The sequence below is a fragment of the Nonomuraea harbinensis genome, assembly GCF_019396385.1.
Taxonomy (GTDB): domain Bacteria; phylum Actinomycetota; class Actinomycetes; order Streptosporangiales; family Streptosporangiaceae; genus Nonomuraea; species Nonomuraea ferruginea.
Map to the genome: position 1 here is coordinate 24,974 of NZ_JAHKRN010000065.1, position 16,496 is coordinate 41,469.

General features: G+C 73.4%; 15 protein-coding genes. 6 read left to right on the forward strand and 9 right to left on the reverse strand.

Translation table 11 applies throughout. The features are described 5' to 3' along the window. Nucleotides 1–100: 100 nt before the first annotated feature. Nucleotides 101–1,363 (forward strand): aspartate--tRNA(Asn) ligase, encoded by a 1,263-nt coding sequence (gene aspS, locus KME79_RS39555; RefSeq protein WP_219550942.1) that lies wholly within the window; start codon nucleotides 101–103, stop codon nucleotides 1,361–1,363. A 37-nt stretch (nucleotides 1,364–1,400) separates the two neighbouring features. Here aspS and KME79_RS39560 read toward each other — a convergent pair whose 3' ends face one another. From KME79_RS39560 to KME79_RS39590, 7 genes are all read right to left on the reverse strand, one after another. Beyond that, nucleotides 1,401–2,726 (reverse strand): lipopolysaccharide biosynthesis protein, encoded by a 1,326-nt coding sequence (locus tag KME79_RS39560; protein WP_219550944.1) that lies wholly within the window; start codon nucleotides 2,724–2,726, stop codon nucleotides 1,401–1,403. Continuing rightward, on the reverse strand, nucleotides 2,716–3,984 hold the full coding sequence (locus KME79_RS39565; RefSeq protein WP_219550946.1) for a DegT/DnrJ/EryC1/StrS family aminotransferase: 1,269 nt from the start codon (nucleotides 3,982–3,984) through the stop codon (nucleotides 2,716–2,718). Before KME79_RS39565 ends, KME79_RS39560 begins: the two co-directional genes overlap by 11 nt. Nucleotides 3,985–4,063: 79 nt before the next feature. Then, nucleotides 4,064–5,152, reverse strand: coding sequence for a GNAT family N-acetyltransferase (locus KME79_RS39570; protein WP_308249220.1), 1,089 nt, complete (start codon nucleotides 5,150–5,152; stop codon nucleotides 4,064–4,066). Between the two features lie 67 nt (nucleotides 5,153–5,219). Further along, on the reverse strand, nucleotides 5,220–6,749 hold the full coding sequence (locus tag KME79_RS39575) for an MFS transporter (protein ID WP_219550948.1): 1,530 nt from the start codon (nucleotides 6,747–6,749) through the stop codon (nucleotides 5,220–5,222). After that, a complete protein-coding gene (locus KME79_RS39580; protein WP_219550950.1) occupies nucleotides 6,746–7,396 on the reverse strand; it encodes an LppX_LprAFG lipoprotein in 651 nt (216 codons plus the stop codon). Before KME79_RS39580 ends, KME79_RS39575 begins: the two co-directional genes overlap by 4 nt. Before the next feature lie 59 nt (nucleotides 7,397–7,455). Further along, nucleotides 7,456–7,914, reverse strand: coding sequence for a MarR family winged helix-turn-helix transcriptional regulator (locus tag KME79_RS39585; protein WP_148032570.1), 459 nt, complete (start codon nucleotides 7,912–7,914; stop codon nucleotides 7,456–7,458). A gap of 70 nt (nucleotides 7,915–7,984) precedes the next feature. After that, on the reverse strand, nucleotides 7,985–8,584 hold the full coding sequence (locus tag KME79_RS39590; RefSeq protein WP_246641189.1) for a 4'-phosphopantetheinyl transferase family protein: 600 nt from the start codon (nucleotides 8,582–8,584) through the stop codon (nucleotides 7,985–7,987). A gap of 110 nt (nucleotides 8,585–8,694) precedes the next feature. On the opposite strand from KME79_RS39590, the gene KME79_RS39595 reads away from it, so the two are divergent. Continuing rightward, nucleotides 8,695–10,098, forward strand: a complete 1,404-nt coding sequence (locus KME79_RS39595) for an FAD-binding oxidoreductase (RefSeq protein ID WP_219550952.1) — start codon at nucleotides 8,695–8,697, stop codon at nucleotides 10,096–10,098. Here the strand turns inward: KME79_RS39595 and KME79_RS39600 are convergent. Together KME79_RS39600 and KME79_RS39605 are read right to left on the reverse strand one after the other, a co-directional pair. Next, nucleotides 10,079–11,611, reverse strand: coding sequence for an alpha/beta fold hydrolase (locus KME79_RS39600; protein ID WP_219550954.1), 1,533 nt, complete (start codon nucleotides 11,609–11,611; stop codon nucleotides 10,079–10,081). The two genes, KME79_RS39595 and KME79_RS39600, sit on opposite strands and share 20 nt — an antisense overlap. Before the next feature lie 93 nt (nucleotides 11,612–11,704). Then, the gene (locus KME79_RS39605; RefSeq protein WP_219550956.1) at nucleotides 11,705–13,123 is read right to left on the reverse strand and encodes an aminopeptidase P family protein; all 1,419 of its coding nucleotides are present in this window, start codon (nucleotides 13,121–13,123) and stop codon (nucleotides 11,705–11,707) included. A 123-nt stretch (nucleotides 13,124–13,246) separates the two neighbouring features. On the opposite strand from KME79_RS39605, the gene KME79_RS39610 reads away from it, so the two are divergent. From KME79_RS39610 to KME79_RS47300, 4 genes are all read left to right on the forward strand, one after another. Then, the gene (locus tag KME79_RS39610) at nucleotides 13,247–13,675 is read left to right on the forward strand and encodes a CBS domain-containing protein (RefSeq protein WP_219550958.1); all 429 of its coding nucleotides are present in this window, start codon (nucleotides 13,247–13,249) and stop codon (nucleotides 13,673–13,675) included. Nucleotides 13,676–13,699: 24 nt separating this feature from the next. Next, nucleotides 13,700–14,317: an Rv1352/Rv1906c domain-containing protein gene (locus KME79_RS39615; RefSeq protein ID WP_504739491.1), complete on the forward strand. Its 618-nt coding sequence runs from the start codon at nucleotides 13,700–13,702 to the stop codon at nucleotides 14,315–14,317. Between the two features lie 80 nt (nucleotides 14,318–14,397). Further along, nucleotides 14,398–15,180, forward strand: a complete 783-nt coding sequence (locus tag KME79_RS39620) for a cyclase family protein (RefSeq protein WP_219550962.1) — start codon at nucleotides 14,398–14,400, stop codon at nucleotides 15,178–15,180. After that, nucleotides 15,177–16,496: thiamine pyrophosphate-binding protein (locus tag KME79_RS47300; protein WP_219550964.1), on the forward strand; the 1,320-nt coding region annotated here is incomplete at its 3' end. The genes KME79_RS39620 and KME79_RS47300, both read left to right, overlap by 4 nt.

A 16,496-nucleotide genomic window follows, 5' to 3' on the forward strand; every position in this document is an offset into this window, starting at 1 on the left:
GGCCGCCCGTTCCCCGGGCGGCGAAAGTGCGGTGGCACCGGGAGCTCCCTTCTCCCCCGCACTCCCAAGGGGTCATACACCTTCCTCATCAGGAGCTGTCATGATCTCTCGTGTCCTGTCCGCCGAGCTCGCCGAGCACGCCGGGCAACGAGTGACGATCGCCGGCTGGGTCCATCGCCGCCGGCTGCTGAAATCCGTGTCCTTCCTCGTCGTCAGGGACCGCTCAGGGCTGGCCCAGGCGGTCACCGCGGGCGACCTGCCCGCCGAGGAGAGCGTCGTCCAGGTCACCGGCAGGGTGACCGTCAACCCGCAGGCGCCGGGCGGCGCCGAGCTGACCGAGCCGGAGATCGAGCTGCTGTCACGGCCGGTCGAGCCTCCGCCGTTCGACCTGTTCAGGCCCGTGGTGGCGGCGACACTGCCGACGGTGCTCGACCACGCGCCCGCCGCCCTGCGCCATCCGGCGCTGCGGGCGCCGCTGGAGATCTCGGCCGCGAGCGTGGCGGGGTTCCGCGCCGCGCTGGACCGGCTCGGGTTCACCGAGGTGCACACCCCGAAGATCGTCGCGTCGGCCACCGAGTCCGGCGCGAACGTCTTCGGCATCGACTACTTCGGCCGCCCCGCTTACCTCGCCCAGTCGCCGCAGTTCTACAAGCAGGCGATGGCAGGCGTGTTCGAGCGGGTGTACGAGGTGGGGCCGGTCTTCCGGGCCGAGCCGCACGACACTGTACGCCACCTGGCCCAGTACACCAGCCTCGACGCCGAGCTGGGCTTCGTCCGCGACCACCGGGACGTGATGGCGGTGCTGCGCGAGGCCGTGGCGGGCATGCTGGAGTCGGTACGCGAGCGCGCCGCCCCGGCCGTGGCCCTGCTCGGCGCCGAGCTGCCGGGGGTGCCCGAGGAGATCCCGGCGATCCACTTCACCGAGGCGCAGCGGATGACGGGCGAGGACGAGCCCGACCTCTCACCCGCCCAGGAGCGGTGGCTGTCGGAGTGGGCGCTGAAGGAGCACGGCTCGGAGTTCCTGTTCGTCACCGGCTACCCGATGGCCAAACGGCCCTTCTACACCCATCCCGACCCCGGCAGACCTGGGTACTCCAACGGCTTCGACCTGCTCTTCCGCGGGCTGGAACTGGTGACCGGCGGGCAGCGGCTGCACCGCCATCAGGACTACCTGGACGCGCTGGCCGCCCGTGGTGAGAGCGCGGAGCCGTACGAGGGATATCTGCGGACGTTCGCGTACGGGATGCCCCCGCACGGCGGGTTCGCCATCGGGCTGGAGCGGTGGACGGCGCGCCTGACGGGCGCGGCGAACATCCGCCAGGTCACCGCGTTCCCGCGCGACCTGCACCGCCTCACGCCGTAGCGGCCCGGCCCGCCGTCCGGGCTCACCGGACGGCGGGTCAGCCGGTACGGGGGAGCGCCAGCACCTTGCGCAGGCCTGGCAGCACGCACAGCCCGGTCACCGTCTGGCTGATCAGCAGGGCGTAGCCGACGCCGGTGACGCCCGCCACCGGGAACAGCGCGATCACGGTGGCGAACACCAGCAGCGTCATGCCGATCTGCACGGTGGCCAGCTTCCTGGCCTCGCTGCGGGCCCGCAGCGTGCCGAGCCGGATCTCCACCAGCGCCATCGGCAGCACGCCGACGGCCATCAGCCGCAGCAGCGGTGTGCCGGCCTCGGCCAGCTCGGGCCCGAACACCCGCAGGATCAGCGGCGCCCCGGCCACCACGACGGCCACCACCGGCCCGACGATCAGGAAGGTGCGGCGCAGCGCGTCGCGGGTGCTCCGCGCCAGCCGCCCGGCGTCGAGCGAGCCCTCGACGGTCAGCGAGACCGCCATGTTGGCCGCCAGCAGCCCCATCATGCAGCCGAGCGTGTGGGCGATCGAGAAGTAGCCGAACAGCTCGGCGTCGTTGAGCCAGGCGCCCACCATGACCGGCACCAGGTAGAGCACGAGCAGCGTGGACAGGGTGCCGGAGAAGTCGCCGGCCACGAACCGGCCGATCTCCCGCAGCCGCGGCGGGGTGGCGTTCGCGCCGGTGCGGGCCACGTGCCGGGGCACCGCCACCTTGAAGATCAGCAAGGTGACCGGGATGAGGGCGAGCGCCGTGGGCACCATCCACGAGACGAAGATCCCGCCGTACAGCCCGCCCACCGGCAGGGCCCCGGCCAGCACGACCAGCAGCACCATCTTGGCCAGCCCGAACACCGTGCTGTTGACCGGCACCCAGACGGCCTGCCGGAGCCCGGCGAGCACCACGTCCTGCAAGGTGAAGATCGTCCACACCAGCACCGACGCCAGGAACACCACCGAGGGCACGAACCCGGCCAGCTCCCCGTAGGCGGGCCCCCACAGCGGCAGCGTCAGCAGGAACCCGAGCGCCGCCAGCACCGCCGTGATGCCGGCCACCCCGTAGCCGCGCAGCACCAGCCCGCCCGTGCCGCGCCCCGACACCGGGATGAACCGGGCCATCACCCCCACGAACGCCAGCCCGACGAGCGAGGAGAACAGCCGCATCGCCGTGATCATGAGCTGACCCTGGCCGAACGCGGCCGGGTCGTACAGCCGCACGGCCAGGAACCAGTAGCCCAGCCCGAGCAGCGCCGTGACCGCGGTGTTGACCATGAGGGCGTAGCCCTGGAGGAAGAGCGGGTCGCGCAGGTCGGTGCGGAGCCGGGCGACCAGCCCGGCCCGGCGCGGGACCGCCCCTGTGTCACTCGTCATCAGGAGGCGGTCCTTCCAGCGGCGGCCGGACACCCAGCCGCTCCAGCAACGGGATCAGGCGAGCGGCGTCGAGCGGGTCGGCGGGCAGCACGTGCCCCGTCCACCAGCGCGCGACACCGGGCGTGGGACCGGTGGGGAACAGCCGGTCGGCATCGAGCCGGTCGGCGGTGGGGATCGGGCGGTCGCCGTCGAGCGGGTCGGCGGGGGGAATCGAGGGGTGGGCATCGAGCGGGTCGGCGGGCAGGATCGTGGTCAGGTAGTCGTCAAGGGGCGGGTCGTACACGAAGCCCGGCACCACGCCGTGCGACTCCAGCGCGGCCACGACCCGGTCGCGGTCGGCCACGAGCAGCGGGACCCGCAGCAGCGGCCGCACCGGCGCGTCCGTCACTCCCGGCGCGGCCCACGGGGTGGCGCGCAGCGCCGCGACCCCGGCCAGCCTGCGCTCCCGCTCGCGCCCGATGGCGCGGATCCGGGAACGGTGCAGGCGCAGCAGGGCGCGGCCGGGGCGCATCCGCCAGTCGTCCAGGTCGATGCGGAGCCACGGGTCCATCGCGTCCAGGTCGCCCGCCGCCTTGGCCACCTCGCCGGCGGTGGTCGGGTAGCGATGGCCGGTCCACGTCATGAGGCCGAGCCGCTTGAGCGCGTGCCACACCGGCCGCACCAGCCCGGTCCGGTAGACCGCCTCCCGCAGCAGCGGCCGCAGCACGGCCGGCACCTGGGCCCGCGCCGGGCCGGGCAGCAGCAGCTCCTCGCGGGCCGCGGCCAGCTCCCGCAGCGCGGCCGGATCGGCGGCCGTCAGGAAACCGCCCGACATCGCCCGCCCGTGCTTGGCCAGGCTGAACACCCCGGCCTCGCCCCACAGCCCGGCCGGCCGGCCGTCGGCCTCCGTCTGGAAGGCGTGCGCGGCGTCGTCCACCAGCACCAGCCCGTGCCGGTCGCACGCGGCGCGCAGCCGGGCCACCCGGTCCGGCACCCCGTACAGATGCGTGGTGAGCACGCCCGCCAGCCCCGACCAGTCGACCCGGTCGACGTCGATGTTGCCGTCACGGGCCGAGACCGGCGCCATCACCGGCGTCAGCCCCGCGGCCAGGGCGACGAAGAGCACGGTCTCGCAGTTCGTCGGCGCGATCAGCACCCGGTCGCCGGGCCGGAACCAGTGGCGCAGCGCCAGCAGCAGCCCGAACCGGGCCGACGGCACGTGCAGGCAGCCCTGCCCGAGCCGCTCGCCCATCCGGGCCTCCAGCTCGGTCGCCCTCATGACGCCGTCCGTCGCGGGTCGCGGGTCCGGCCGGCCTCCACGACGCGACCCCGCGCTCGCCGGAGCCGGCCGGGGGACCTCACGAGGTCACCCGGCGCTTGCCGTAGCTCTTCAGCACCCGGTCGGCCAGCCGGTACAGCGCGGGCGTGCCGAGGACGGCCCGGCGGGCCAGCCGCACCGGTTCGGTGCGCGCCCAGTGGACGCCCGCCCGCGCCGTCCGCCGCCGCACCACACCCTCGGCCACAGGAACGGTCCTGCTGGCGAGCGCGTCCTTGTACTCGTAGCCGGCGCCCACGCTCAGGTCGATCGCGTCCAGCCCGGCCTCCGCCGCCGCCTCGGCCATCCGCAGATGCTGGATCAGCCCGGGGGAGTACTTGGCGAACTCCGGATCGTACGCGGGGAACCAGCCGACCAGCGTCGAGCGGCTGCGCAGCCCGAAGTGGCCGGCGACCGGCGTGCCGTCCGCGTACAGCATCGACAGCACGCCGCCGAAGTCCTTGGAGTCGATGGCGTGCAGCCGCTCCACCAGCTCCACCACCCACGGCCGGGCGAACCGGTCGGCGCGGCCGCTGCGCGCGTACTGCCCCGACTTCCACGTGCGCAGCAGCCGGAACTGCTCGACCTCGCCGGGGCTCACCGCGAACGTGGACGTCACCTCGCCCGCGTCGCGGCCGAGCTTGCGCTCCTTGTACTGGGTGGTCTTGAGGAACTTCGGCGACCGTTCGCGCAGCCCTTTCAGATAGGACTGGTAGCCCTCGGTCAGATCGAGCACGACCGCGTCCTGGGTCAGGGTGACGTACGGGGCGAACCACGGCTGGTCCCGCACCAGGCAGCCGAACTCCCACACGTGCAGCCGGCACGCCCGCAGCAGCTTGGCCGCCTCCAACACGGCGCCCGGCCGGTGCACCACCCCCTGGCACAGCGACACCCACGCGCCGACGGCAGCCCCGACGCCGGAACGTTCCTCGTACGGGAGGAATCCGGCGATGCCGTCACCGTCGCGGATCACCGCGACCCGGACCCGGTCGCTGACCTCGCCCATCACCAGGGCGAAATCAGGGCTCAGGAACGGGTTGTCCAGATGCGACTGCTCCCGTTGCATCTCCCGCCAGGCGTCGATCTCCGACGTCCCCAGTTCGCGCGGACGCAGAACACCGATCTCATACACGCTCGCCCCCTGCTACTTGATGTAAGGAGGAACAGCGTAGTCCCGGTCGATGCTCCAGGAGCGGGCGTTATACGAGCGTTGAGCGTGTTGTCGAGCGACGCGGCATGAACCATGCCAGCGCCGCGCCGAGCAGGCAGATGAACGCCGTCACAAGGAACATCTCGGTGTACTCGACGTGCAGCGCGCCCCGCACCTGGGCCGTGTACTCGGCGAGCCGCCGGGCGTACTCGGCCGGTTCGACGCCGAACGGCACCGGCGTGTCGAGGTGCGCGGTCAGCGACTGGAAGCGGTAGAAACCCCAGGCCGAGACGGCGGCGATGCCGATCAGCATGCCCATCATCCTGGCCACCACGACCGCCGCCGACGCCACGCCGTGCTGCGCCGGCCGGGTCACCCGCAGCGCCGCCGCCGACACCGGCGCGATCACCAGGCCCACGCCCAGGCCCGCCACCACCAGCGTGGCGTCCATCATCAGCCGGGCGTCCGCCAGCTCCAGCGGCCATCGGCTCATCAGCCCGTAGCCGGCGGCGGCCACCAGCAGGCCCGCCGCGGTGACCACGCGGCCGCCGGACCGCCGCGTCAGCAGCCCGCCCAGCAGCGCCCCCACCGGCAGCGCGATCAGGAACCGGCCCAGCACCAGCGCCGCCTCCAGCGCCTCCAGGCCGAGCAGCGTCTGGGCGGTGAACTGCACGAACACCATCGTCACCAGCAGCGCCGCCCCGGTCAGGAAGCTCACGCCCAGCGTGGACAGCAGCGGGCCCTTGGGCACGCCCGTGAGATCGAGCAACCGTACGGGCGAGCGGATCTCCCACCAGACGAACGCCGCACCCACCAGCGCGCCCGCCCCGATCAACGGCGGGCCCCAGGCGGGCAGCACGGCCGCGGCCGGGTCCGGGTTGTACAACCCCACCACCAGCAGCCCCAGCGCCAGCGCGAGTAACCCGCCCCCGACCCAGTCCACCCGCACCTTCACGGGAACCTCCGGCGGCACGCCCGCGCCGCTCCCGGCGGGGATGCCCCACTGGACGGCGAGGGCGGCGGCGAGCGCCAGGGGGAGGTTGATCCAGAAGATGGCGTGCCAGTCGCCCAGCTCCACCCCGAGCACCGCGAAGCTCGGGATCAGCGCCAGCACCCCGCCGTACACGGGCCCGAGCGCGCTGCCGAGCTCCTGGGCCGCGCCGACCGCTCCCAGCGCCACCGGCCGCTCGCGCTCGCCCCACAGGTCGCCGATGAGCGCCATGGTGATGGGCAGCAGCGCCCCTCCGGCGATCCCCTGGACGGTCCGGCCCGACACCACCATGATCTCGGACGACGCCAGCGCCGTCAGCACCGAGCCGGCCGCGAACGCCGCCAGGCAGGCGTGGATCAGCGGCCGTCTGCCGTAGCGGTCGGACAGCTGCCCGAGCAGCGGCATCGCGGCCACGTAGCCGAGCAGAAAGCCCGTCACCACGGGCGTGGCCCGCTCCAGCCGGTTCAGCGGGATGCCGAGGTCGGTGGCGATGTCGATGAGGACGGTCACCACGACGTACGCGTCGAGCGCGGCCAGCAGCACCACCGCGCCGCCGACGCCGAGCGCGACCCGGCGCGCGCGCCTCATCCGGCCGACGGGGGCGGCGTGATCGTCACCGGCGCGTCGTAGTCGGCCAGCGTCACGCTCACGCTGCCGCCCTGCAGCGGCAGCTCGACCTTGGTGAGCCTGCTGGTGGCCTTGTCGACCCAGACCGTGCCGTTGACGGGCTGGGTGACCCCCGGCACGAGCGTGCCGAGCGTCTGCTCGGAGAACCCGGTCGCCACCCGGTAGGCGCCGCCCTCCTCGGCCTGGACCAGCGGGTCGGAGGCGGATTCGAGCAGCTGTGCGATGCCCTTGGCGGGGTCGAGGATCAGCGAGGGATCGTACAGCTGGGCCAGCTCCCGCCGGGTCAGCTTCTGGAAGCCGCCGGTCGGGCCCTTGAAGTGGACGGTGTCGCCGATCAGCGCGAAGGTGATCTCCTGGAGGCTGCCGAACACCTCCAGGGTGATGGTGCCGTCGGCGTCGCCCTGCGCCGTCAGCCGGCCGTCGGCCTTCTTGACCGGGACGTTCGGCTTGCCGTCCGTGGCGATCGAGAACGCCGCCGACTTCACCGACCGCATGGCCGCCGCGGCCTTCTTCATCAGGTCGGGCCCCGCGGGCAGCTCCTCGCCACCGCCGGAAGAGCAGGCCGTGAGACCCGCGACGAGGAGGATGAGGAGCAGCTTTCTCAGCATGAAGCGGATCGTAGCGAGCGGTGGCGCGCGCCGCGCGCGCCGCCGGTATCGGTTGGGTGTCAGCGCAGCTTCTTCAGATGCTCCACGATCGGCGCGAAGGCCCCCTCCAGCTCGCCGAGCTGGTCGTCGGTCAGCCGGTCGACGAAGTGTTCGCGGACGCCGGAGACGTGGACGGGCGCCACCCGCTGGATGGTGTCCCAGCCCTCGTCGGTCAGCACCGCGAAGGTGCCGCGCCGGTCGTCGCGGCAGTCCTCGCGGACGACCAGCCCCTTGGCCTCCATCCGGGAGATCTGGTGGGAGAGGCGGCTGCGGGACTGGATCGTCGCGTCGGCCAGGTCGCTCATGCGCATCCGCCGGCCAGGGCTCTCCGAGAGGTTGACCAGGATCTCGTAGTCGTTCAGCGACAGCGCGTGTTCCTGCAGCTCCCGGTCCAGGCGGTGCATGAGGAGCTTGTGCAGCGCCAGGTGGGTTCGCCAGGCACGCTGCTCAGCGGGGGAAAGCCAGCGAGGCGCGCTCATGATCTCCTATCCAGGACACGTCCGGCGGCCGGCCACGACAGCGGCGGCGCCTGTGGGACACATATCAAGGTTAACCGGGGATGGCGGCTCTCCTGGCAGGGGTGTCGGTGATGGCGGCCACCAGGATGTCCGGTCCGGCCCGCCACTCCAGCAGATGGCGGCCCGCCCAGTCGCCGTCGCGGGCGGACAGCTCGTCGAGGGTCAGCTCGCCCCGCTTGATCAGCGCCTCCTTGCGCGCCCACACCCGGATCAGGTCCTCGTTGCCGCCGGCCTCCTCCCGCTCGCGGGGCGTGAGCGCCATCCCGGCGAGCATGCGGTCGAGCGGGCCGGGCGGCACCCGCTCGGCGTCGACGCCGACGCGGCCGTGGCCGGCGGCCGCGCACACGTAGCCGCGCGTGTGGCTCAGGCTGACGCCCACCGCCGGGGCCTCCTCCAGGTACGGCCTGCCGTGGCCGGGGCCGTGCACGTGGCAGTGCTGGGCCAGCGTGAGCCGGTGCGGGGCGACGCCGAGGAGCTCGGCCGCGCAGAGGCGGACCAGCAGGTGGGCGGCGACGAAGGCGTGGCGGTCGGCCTCGTGCCGGAACCGCGCGGCCCGCTCCCGTTCGGCGGAGGTCAGCAACGTCACCGGGGCGTCCACCTCGTCAGGCCGACCGCCCATCACCAGCGCCATGTCCGCAACGTACACCGTGACCCGGATTTGCCCATCCGCCAACCAACCACAAATCCGGCGAAACCTACGATTAATTGAGGTTCGCCTATAGCGCGCCCTGGGAGTGCGACATGGTTCAGCTCATCAGAAGCGGGCTCGAAGGACTGCGCGAGAGATGCGCCGGGCGTGTGGTCTCCCCGAAGGACGACGGCTACGAGAGCATGCGGAGGATCTGGAACGGCGCCGTCGACCGCCACCCCGGCGTGATCGTCCGGTGCGGCGGGCCCGACGACGCTGAGGCGGCCGTCGCCTACGCCCGGCAGGAGGATCTGGAGATCTCCGTGCGCGGCGGCGGCCACGGCTTCGGCGGCCTGGCCGTGACCGACGGCGGAGTCATGCTCGACCTCAGCGCGCTGCGGCAGATCGAGGTCGACGCCGCCAGCCGGTGGGCGTCCTGCGGGGGCGGCGCGACCTGGGCCGATCTCGACGCGGCCACCCACGTGTACGGGCTGGCCACGCCCGGCGGCACGATCAGCCACACCGGCGTCGGCGGGCTGACGCTCGGCGGCGGCTTCGGCTGGCTGAGCCACGACCACGGGCTGACCGTGGACAACCTGGAGTCGGCCGACGTCGTGCTCGCCGACGGGCGGCAGGTGCACGCCTCCGCCCGCGAGCACCCCGACCTGTTCTGGGCGCTGCGAGGCGGCGGCGGCAACTTCGGCGTCGTCACCTCCTTCGCCTTCCGGCTGCATCCCGTCGGGCCCGAGGTGCAGGTGGGGGTCCTGTTCTGGGAGGCGGAGCGGGGCCCCGAGGCGATCGAGACGATCGACCAGGCCGTGCGGAGCCTGCCGGAACACGTCGGCGTGCTGATCGCCTTCGGGATGAGCGCGCCGCCCGCCCCGTTCGTCCCCGAGGAGCACCGCCTGCGGCAGGGGCACGCGCTCATCGTGGCCGGGTTCGGCTCGCCCCGGCATCACGCCTCGGTGCTGGAGCCGATCACGCGGGCGCTGCCGCCGCTGTTCTCGTTCGCCGCGCCGATGTCGTACCCGCAGCTCCAGTCGCTGCTGGACGACACCGTGCCCTGGGGGACGCCCGCCTACGAGAAGGCGCTCGACCTGCCGTCGCTCGGGACGGACGCGATCGCCACGCTCTGCGAGCAGGCGGCGCTCAAGGGGTCGCCGATGTCGTTCATACCGGCGTTCCGCCTCGACGGCGCCTTCAGCGCGATCCCTGACGCGGCCACCGCCTTCGGCGGCAGCCGCGAGCCGCACTACACGCTGTCCGTCATGGCGCTCACACGCACGGCGGACGCCCTGGAACAGGAGAGGACGTGGGCCCGCGACGCCTGGTCGGCGCTGCTCCCGTACTCCCGGGGCACCGGGGCGTACGTGAACTTCCTCACCGACCAGGACGAGGACCGCGTGCGGGCTTCCTACGGCGAGGAGAAGTACGCCCGGCTGGCCGCGATCAAGGCCGAGTACGACCCCGACAACGTCTTCCGACTCAACCAGAACATCAGGCCCGCCACCGGCTGAGGAGGTAGCCCGGGGTGCCGGGGAACGGAGTGTCCGGCGGCGCGTCGCGCAGGGTGGCCGTGCCCTCCGACGGCGGCACCGCCGGGCAGCGGGCGCCCTCGGCCGGGATCTCCAGATCGACCAGGTAGCGGTCGAAGACCGCCGTCGCGCAGTCGCCCATGCCGTACACGCCGTGCCCCCAGCCCTCGTAGGTGAGCAGCCGGGCCTCGCGCCCGATCTGCCGCGCGGCGGCGGTGGCCCACGCGTAGGCGGTGGCCGGGTCGTGCAGGGCGTTGGCGAGCAGCAGCGGCGGCGTGCCGTCGACGCGCAGCCGGTGCTGCGGGTTCGGGATCGGCGCCCGCGTGCCGGCGCAGGCCGCCAGCATGCCGTACGCGAGCGGGCTGACCAGCATGTCCGGCGCGATCTCCGCCGACCGGCGCAGGTGGGCGGCGTACTCGCGGTGGTCGCGCACCGGCAGCAGGTAGTCGAGACAGAAGACCCGCGACGCGTCGCTGACCGTCTCCTCCTGCGGGGTGGCCGCCGCCAGGAGCCGCTCGGCGGGCCCGCCGGTCTCCAGCGCCACCAGGAACCGGGCCAGTCCGGAGTAGTCCGGCCCGTAGAACGCGCCGAACGCCTGCCTGATCAGCGTCGTCCTGGAGAGCGGCACGCCCGGCTCGCCGGGGAAGGTCAGCTCGCCCCGCCCGGCGCGCTCCAGCAGCTCCGCCCAGACGGCCCGCACGTCCCTGCCGTGCAGCGCGCAGGACTCCGTCCGCCCGCACCAGGAGACGAACTCGTCGAAGGAGTCCTGCGCCGCCCGCGACTCGGTGTCGAGGAAGGCGCGGGTGCGCAGGCTGTGGTCCATGGTGCTGTCCAGCGCCAGCGCCCGCACCCGGTGCGGGTAGCGCTCGGCGTAGAGCTGGGTGATCAGCGTCCCGTACGAGAGGCCGTAGGCGGTGAGCTTCCGGTCGCCGAGCGCGGCGCGCAGCGCGTCGAGGTCCCGCACGACGCTGCCGGTGTCGACGTGGTCGAAGAGCGGCCCGGTGCGGGCCCGGCAGTCCTGCCGGTAGCGCTCGTTGTGGGCCAGGAGCGCCTCGAAGCCCGCCCGGTTGCCGACGGTGAGCGGGTCGGGCGCCCGCAGGGCCAGCTCCAGCGAGCACCGGACGGGGTGGCTGCGGCGCACCCCGCGCGGGTCGTAGCTGACCACGTCGAACCTGCTGGTCAGCTTGGCGGTGAAGGCGATCCGGTTCGTGATCACGGCGTCCACCCCTGAGCCGCCGGGACCACCCGGGTTGATCACCAGCGAGCCGATGCGGGCACCCGGACCGGTGGCCTTGCGGCGGGCCAGCGCCAGGTCCAGCGTCGGCCCGCCGGGGTCGTCCCAGTCGACGGGCACGGCGAGCGTGCCGCACTCGACCTCCGGCGCTTCGGGACACGGGGTCCACGCGATCCCGCCCGAGGCGCCGGCCGGTAAGACGGGCACGAGGGGGAGGACCGCGGCGATGACGAGGCTGAGGATCAGGACAGATCTTCGCATGACGCGTCCAATCGTCGGTGGGACCCGATCGTCGGACGGGCCCGCCGGCGGCGCCATCGACCCTGAGTACGGTCTTCGCGTCGTCCTCAGGTATCAGCCGAGCAGGACCGACATCCAGCTCTCCACCTCGTCGGGGTGGCGGGGGAGCGCCGCCGACATCAGCCGCGCCCCGTCGGCCGTGATGACCAGGTCGTCCTCGATGCGGACGCCCAGCCCGCGGAACTCCTCCGGCAGGGTGAGGTCGTCCGGCTGGAGGTAGAGACCGGGCTCCACGGTCAGCACCTGGCCCTCCTCCAGCACGCCGTCCAGATACGTCTCCGCCCGCGCCCTGGCGCAGTCGTGCACGTCCAGGCCCAGCATGTGGCCGCTGCTGCAGAGCGTGTAACGGCGGTAGAGCCCGGTCTCCATGAGCGCGTCGGGGGAGTCCTTCAGCAGGCCCCATTCGTGCAGGCCCTCGCAGATGACGCGCATGGCCGTCAGGTGGAAGTCGCGGAACCGGACGCCCGGCCGCAGCGCCGCGATCGCGGCCGACTGCGCCTCGTAGACCAGCTCGTACACCTGCCGCTGTACCGGCCCGAACCGGCCCGAGAGCGGCAGCGTGCGGGTGACGTCGGCGGTGTAGAGGGTGTCGGTCTCCACGCCGGCGTCCAGCAGCAGCATGTCGCCCGGGTCGAGACGTCCGTCGTTGCGGATCCAGTGGAGCACGCACGCGTGCGCGCCGGAGGCCACGATGCTCTCGTAGCCGACCGCGTTGCCCTCCAGCCGCGAGCGCAGCCCGAACACGCCCTCCAGGTAGCGTTCGCCGCGCGGGTGGCCGAGCGCCTGCGGGAGCGCCCGCACCACGTCCTCGAAGCCGCGCACGGTCGCGTCCACCGCGGCCTGCAGCTCGCCGATCTCCCACTCGTCCTTGACCAGCCGCGCCTCCGCCAGGAAGCTCTCCAGCTCGGCGTCGCCGCCGCCGGGCTCCACGGCCTTGTCCACCGCCTCGTCCACCGCCTCGTCCACCGCCGGGTCCACGCCGCGCAGCACCCGCGCGGGTCCCTTCAGATCCAGCTCGCGCGGGTGCGCGCAGTCGATCTGGTAGAGCTCCGCCGCCTCCGCCAGGTCGGGCCTGCGGCCCACCCAGAACTCGCCGTAACGGCGGTCCCGGTAGAACTCCTGGCCCTCCTCGCGGGGGGAGCGCGGCCGCGTGTAGAGGGTCGCCTCACCGGACGGCTCGATCACGAGCACGTCACCGGGCTCGCCCGCGCCCGTCAGGTACGAGAAGGCGCTGTGCGGGCGGAATCGGTAGTCGCTGTCGTTGCTGCGCACCTTGAGCGTGCCCGACGGCACGACCAGCCGTTCCCCGGGGAACCGGCTCGCCAGAGCCGCCCGCCGCTTGGCCGCCCACGGGGCGACGGGCAGCGCGCGCACGCCGGTCCGCCGCGTGTCCGCCCAGCCCGTCCGCATGAACGCGGCCAGCTCCTCGGAGATCGGCAGGTCGTGGCTCCCGGTGTTGAGAGGCTCGGTCACAGCGGCTCCAACAGTGGTATTTCATATGGCAAGTACGGTCAGCTTACGGGAGTCCTTGACGGCCTCCCACCCCCTTGCTTGCCTGTAACCACGACGGGGTAACTCCTAGCCGAGGTGGTACGGATGCTGATCAGCACGATCTTGCGCGGCAAGGGAAGCGACGTGACGACGGTGGCGCCCGACGCGACCGTCCGTGAGTTGCTGGCCCGGCTGGCCGAGCACAACATCGGCGCCGTCGTCGTGTCCGCCGACGGCGTCACCATCGACGGGATCGTCTCCGAGCGCGACGTGGTGCGCCGGCTGCACGATCGCGGCGCGGGCATCCTCGGCGAGCCGGTCTCGTCGATCATGACCGCCGAGGTGCGCACCGTCGCCCCGGGTGACCGGGTCGACGAGCTGCGCAAGACCATGACCACCCACCGCGTGCGGCACATGCCGGTGGTCGAGGACGGCCGCCTGGCCGGCATCGTCAGCATCGGCGACGTGGTCAAGAACACCATCGAGGAGCTGGAGACGGAGAAGGCCTCACTGGTGGACTACCTCCACCGCTGACGCGGGTGGGACGCTGTCCAGGTGATGTACCGCCCCCCGCCTGACTACCCGCGCGCGTCGAGCAGCCCGACGATCATCCTGCTCGTCGCCGGGCTGACCGGGGTGCTGGGCTTCCTGATCGGCTTCCTCACCGGGCTCGGGTCAGGAGAGCTGGCGGCGGCCCCCGCTCCCCGGGTCACCGTGACGGTCGAGGGACAGCTCGACCCCGACACGCAGCCCACCGACCCCGTCCCGTCCGACCCCGTCCCGTCCGACCCCGCCGCGTCCGACCCCGCCGCGTCCGACCCCGCCGCGTCCGATCCTGCCGCGTCGCCTCCGGCCGCCGACCCGTCCGCGTCGGCACCCGTCACCTCGGACCCGTCCGCCGGCCCCCCGGGCGATCCCGTCACGTCGAACCCCGGCGATCCGCTCGCGTCGATGCGCACCCTCGTCGTCGGCGTCGACATCCAGCCCGGCACCTACCGCACCACCGGCCCCGCGGGCGGCGGAGGCCAGTGCTACTGGGCCCGCATGAACAGCACCACCGGCGACATCGGGGACGTCATCGACGCCGGCATGCCCTCAGGCCCGGCCACCGTCACCATCGCCGCCACCGACAAGAGCTTCCAGACGGCCGGCTGCGCCGAATGGACCAGAGCCTGACGGACCGCCGCAGCGGTGCCTGTTTGCGGAGGTGACACCCGCGTAGGAGGATGCGCTCAGCCCCACGCGAGGAGGAAGCCATGTCGGTGTTGCGGAGCTTCGTAGACAGTGTGCGCAACGGCGCGATCGAGGTCGTCGACCTCACCGCGCCCCTGTCGGAGGAGACGCCGATCCTCCAGTTGCCCGAGCCGTTCGGCAACACCATCCGGTTCCGGCTGGAGGAGATCAGCCGCTACGACGACCGCGGCCCGGGGTGGTACTGGAACGACATCCACACCGGCGAGCACACCGGCACGCACTTCGACGCGCCCATCCACTGGGCGACCGGCCGTGACGGCCAGGACGTCTCCCAGGTGCCGGTGGCCAGCCTGATCGCGCCGGCCGTGGTGCTCGACTTCACCGCCGAGGCGGGCAAGGACCCCGACTTCCTCCTCCAGATCGACCACGTCAAGGAGTGGGAGCGCGCCAACGGCCCGCTGCCCGAAGGCGGCTGGCTGCTCTACCGCACCGGCTGGGACTCCCGCTCCGGTGACCAGGACACGTTCCTCAACGCCGACGAGACCGGCTCGCACACCCCCGGCGTCTCCGCCGAATGCGCCAGGTGGCTCGCCGAGCAGACGCCGATCATCGGGCTGGGCGTCGAGACCGTCGGCACCGACGCGGGCGCCGCCCACTCCTTCGACCCGGCCTTCCCCTGCCACGCCTTCTTCCTCGGCGCCGGCAAGTACGGCCTCACCCAGCTGCGCAACCTCGACCGGCTCCCGGTCACCGGCGCGGTCGTGGTGGCGCCGCCGCTGCCCATCCTCGGCGGCTCGGGCAGCCCGGTGCGGGTGCTCGCGCTGGTGGAGCGGGGCGAAGGGTGATCGTCGCCGAGGCCGTGGGCGGGCTGCTCGCCGCGGCGGGCGTACGAGCCGCGTTCGGGGTCGTCGGCAGCGGCAACTTCCACCTCACCAACGCCCTCGTGAGCCACGGCGTGCGCTTCGTCGCCGCCCGTCACGAGGGCGGTGCGGCCACCATGGCCGACGCCTACGCCCGGATGACCGGCGAGGTGGCGGTCGTCTCCGTGCACCAGGGGCCCGGCCTCACCAACGCGATCACCGGCCTCGCCGAGGCCGCGAAGAGCCGCACCCCGCTCGTCGTGCTGGCGGGCGAGGCCACCGACGCCCGCTCCAACTTCCACATCGACCAGGACGCCGCCGTGCGCGCGGTGGGCGCCGTCCCGATGCGGGTCAGCGACCCCGCCGAGGCGGCCCGGCACACCCTGGAGGCGTTCCGCGTCGCCCGCGACGAACGCCGCACGGTCGTACTCAACCTGCCCCTCGACGTGCAGGCCGCCGAGACGGAACTCGGCGGGGAGCGACCGGAGCGGGCCGCGGCGGCTGTTCGCGAGAGCCGTCCCGCCGCGCCCGCCGCCTCCGCCGAGCAGCTCGACGGGTTGCGCCGGTTGCTCGACGGGGCGGAACGGCCGGTGTTCGTCGCCGGGCGTGGAGCACGGCACGCGCGGGCCGAGCTGGTGGAGCTGGCCGAGCGGACCGGCGCCCTGCTGGCCACCTCGGCCGTGGCCAAGGGCCTGTTCCGCGGCAGCCCGTGGGACCTCGACGTGAGCGGCGGTTTCGCCACGCCGCTCACGGCCGAGCTGGTCCGGGGCGCGGACCTGGTGGTCGGCTGGGGGTGCGCGCTCAACATGTGGACCACCCGCCACGGCTCGCTGATCGGCCCCGGCGCCAAGGTCGCGCAGGTCGATCTCGACCTGGCCGCCGTCGGCCTGCACGTGCCCGCCGACCACGGCGTGGTGGGCGACGTGGCCGAGGTCGCCCGCGCCCTCACGGCCGGCGGCGAGCGGGCCGGCTACCGTTCGCCCGAGCTGGCCCGGCGCATCCGGGAGGAGGGCCGCTGGCGCGCGGTCCCGTACCGCGACGAGAGCGGCGGCGGCCGCGTCGACCCGAGGACTCTCACCATCGGCCTGGACGACCTGCTGCCCGCCGAGCGGATCGTGGCGACCGACTCGGGCAACTTCATGGGCTACCCGGCGATGTTCCTGGACGTGCCCGACGAGCGCGGGTTCTGCTTCACGCAGGCGTTCCAGGCGGTCGGGCTCGGCCTCGCCACCGCCATCGGCGCCGCCGTGGCCCGCCCCGACCGGCTGCCGGTGGCGGGGCTCGGCGGCGGGGGGGCGTGC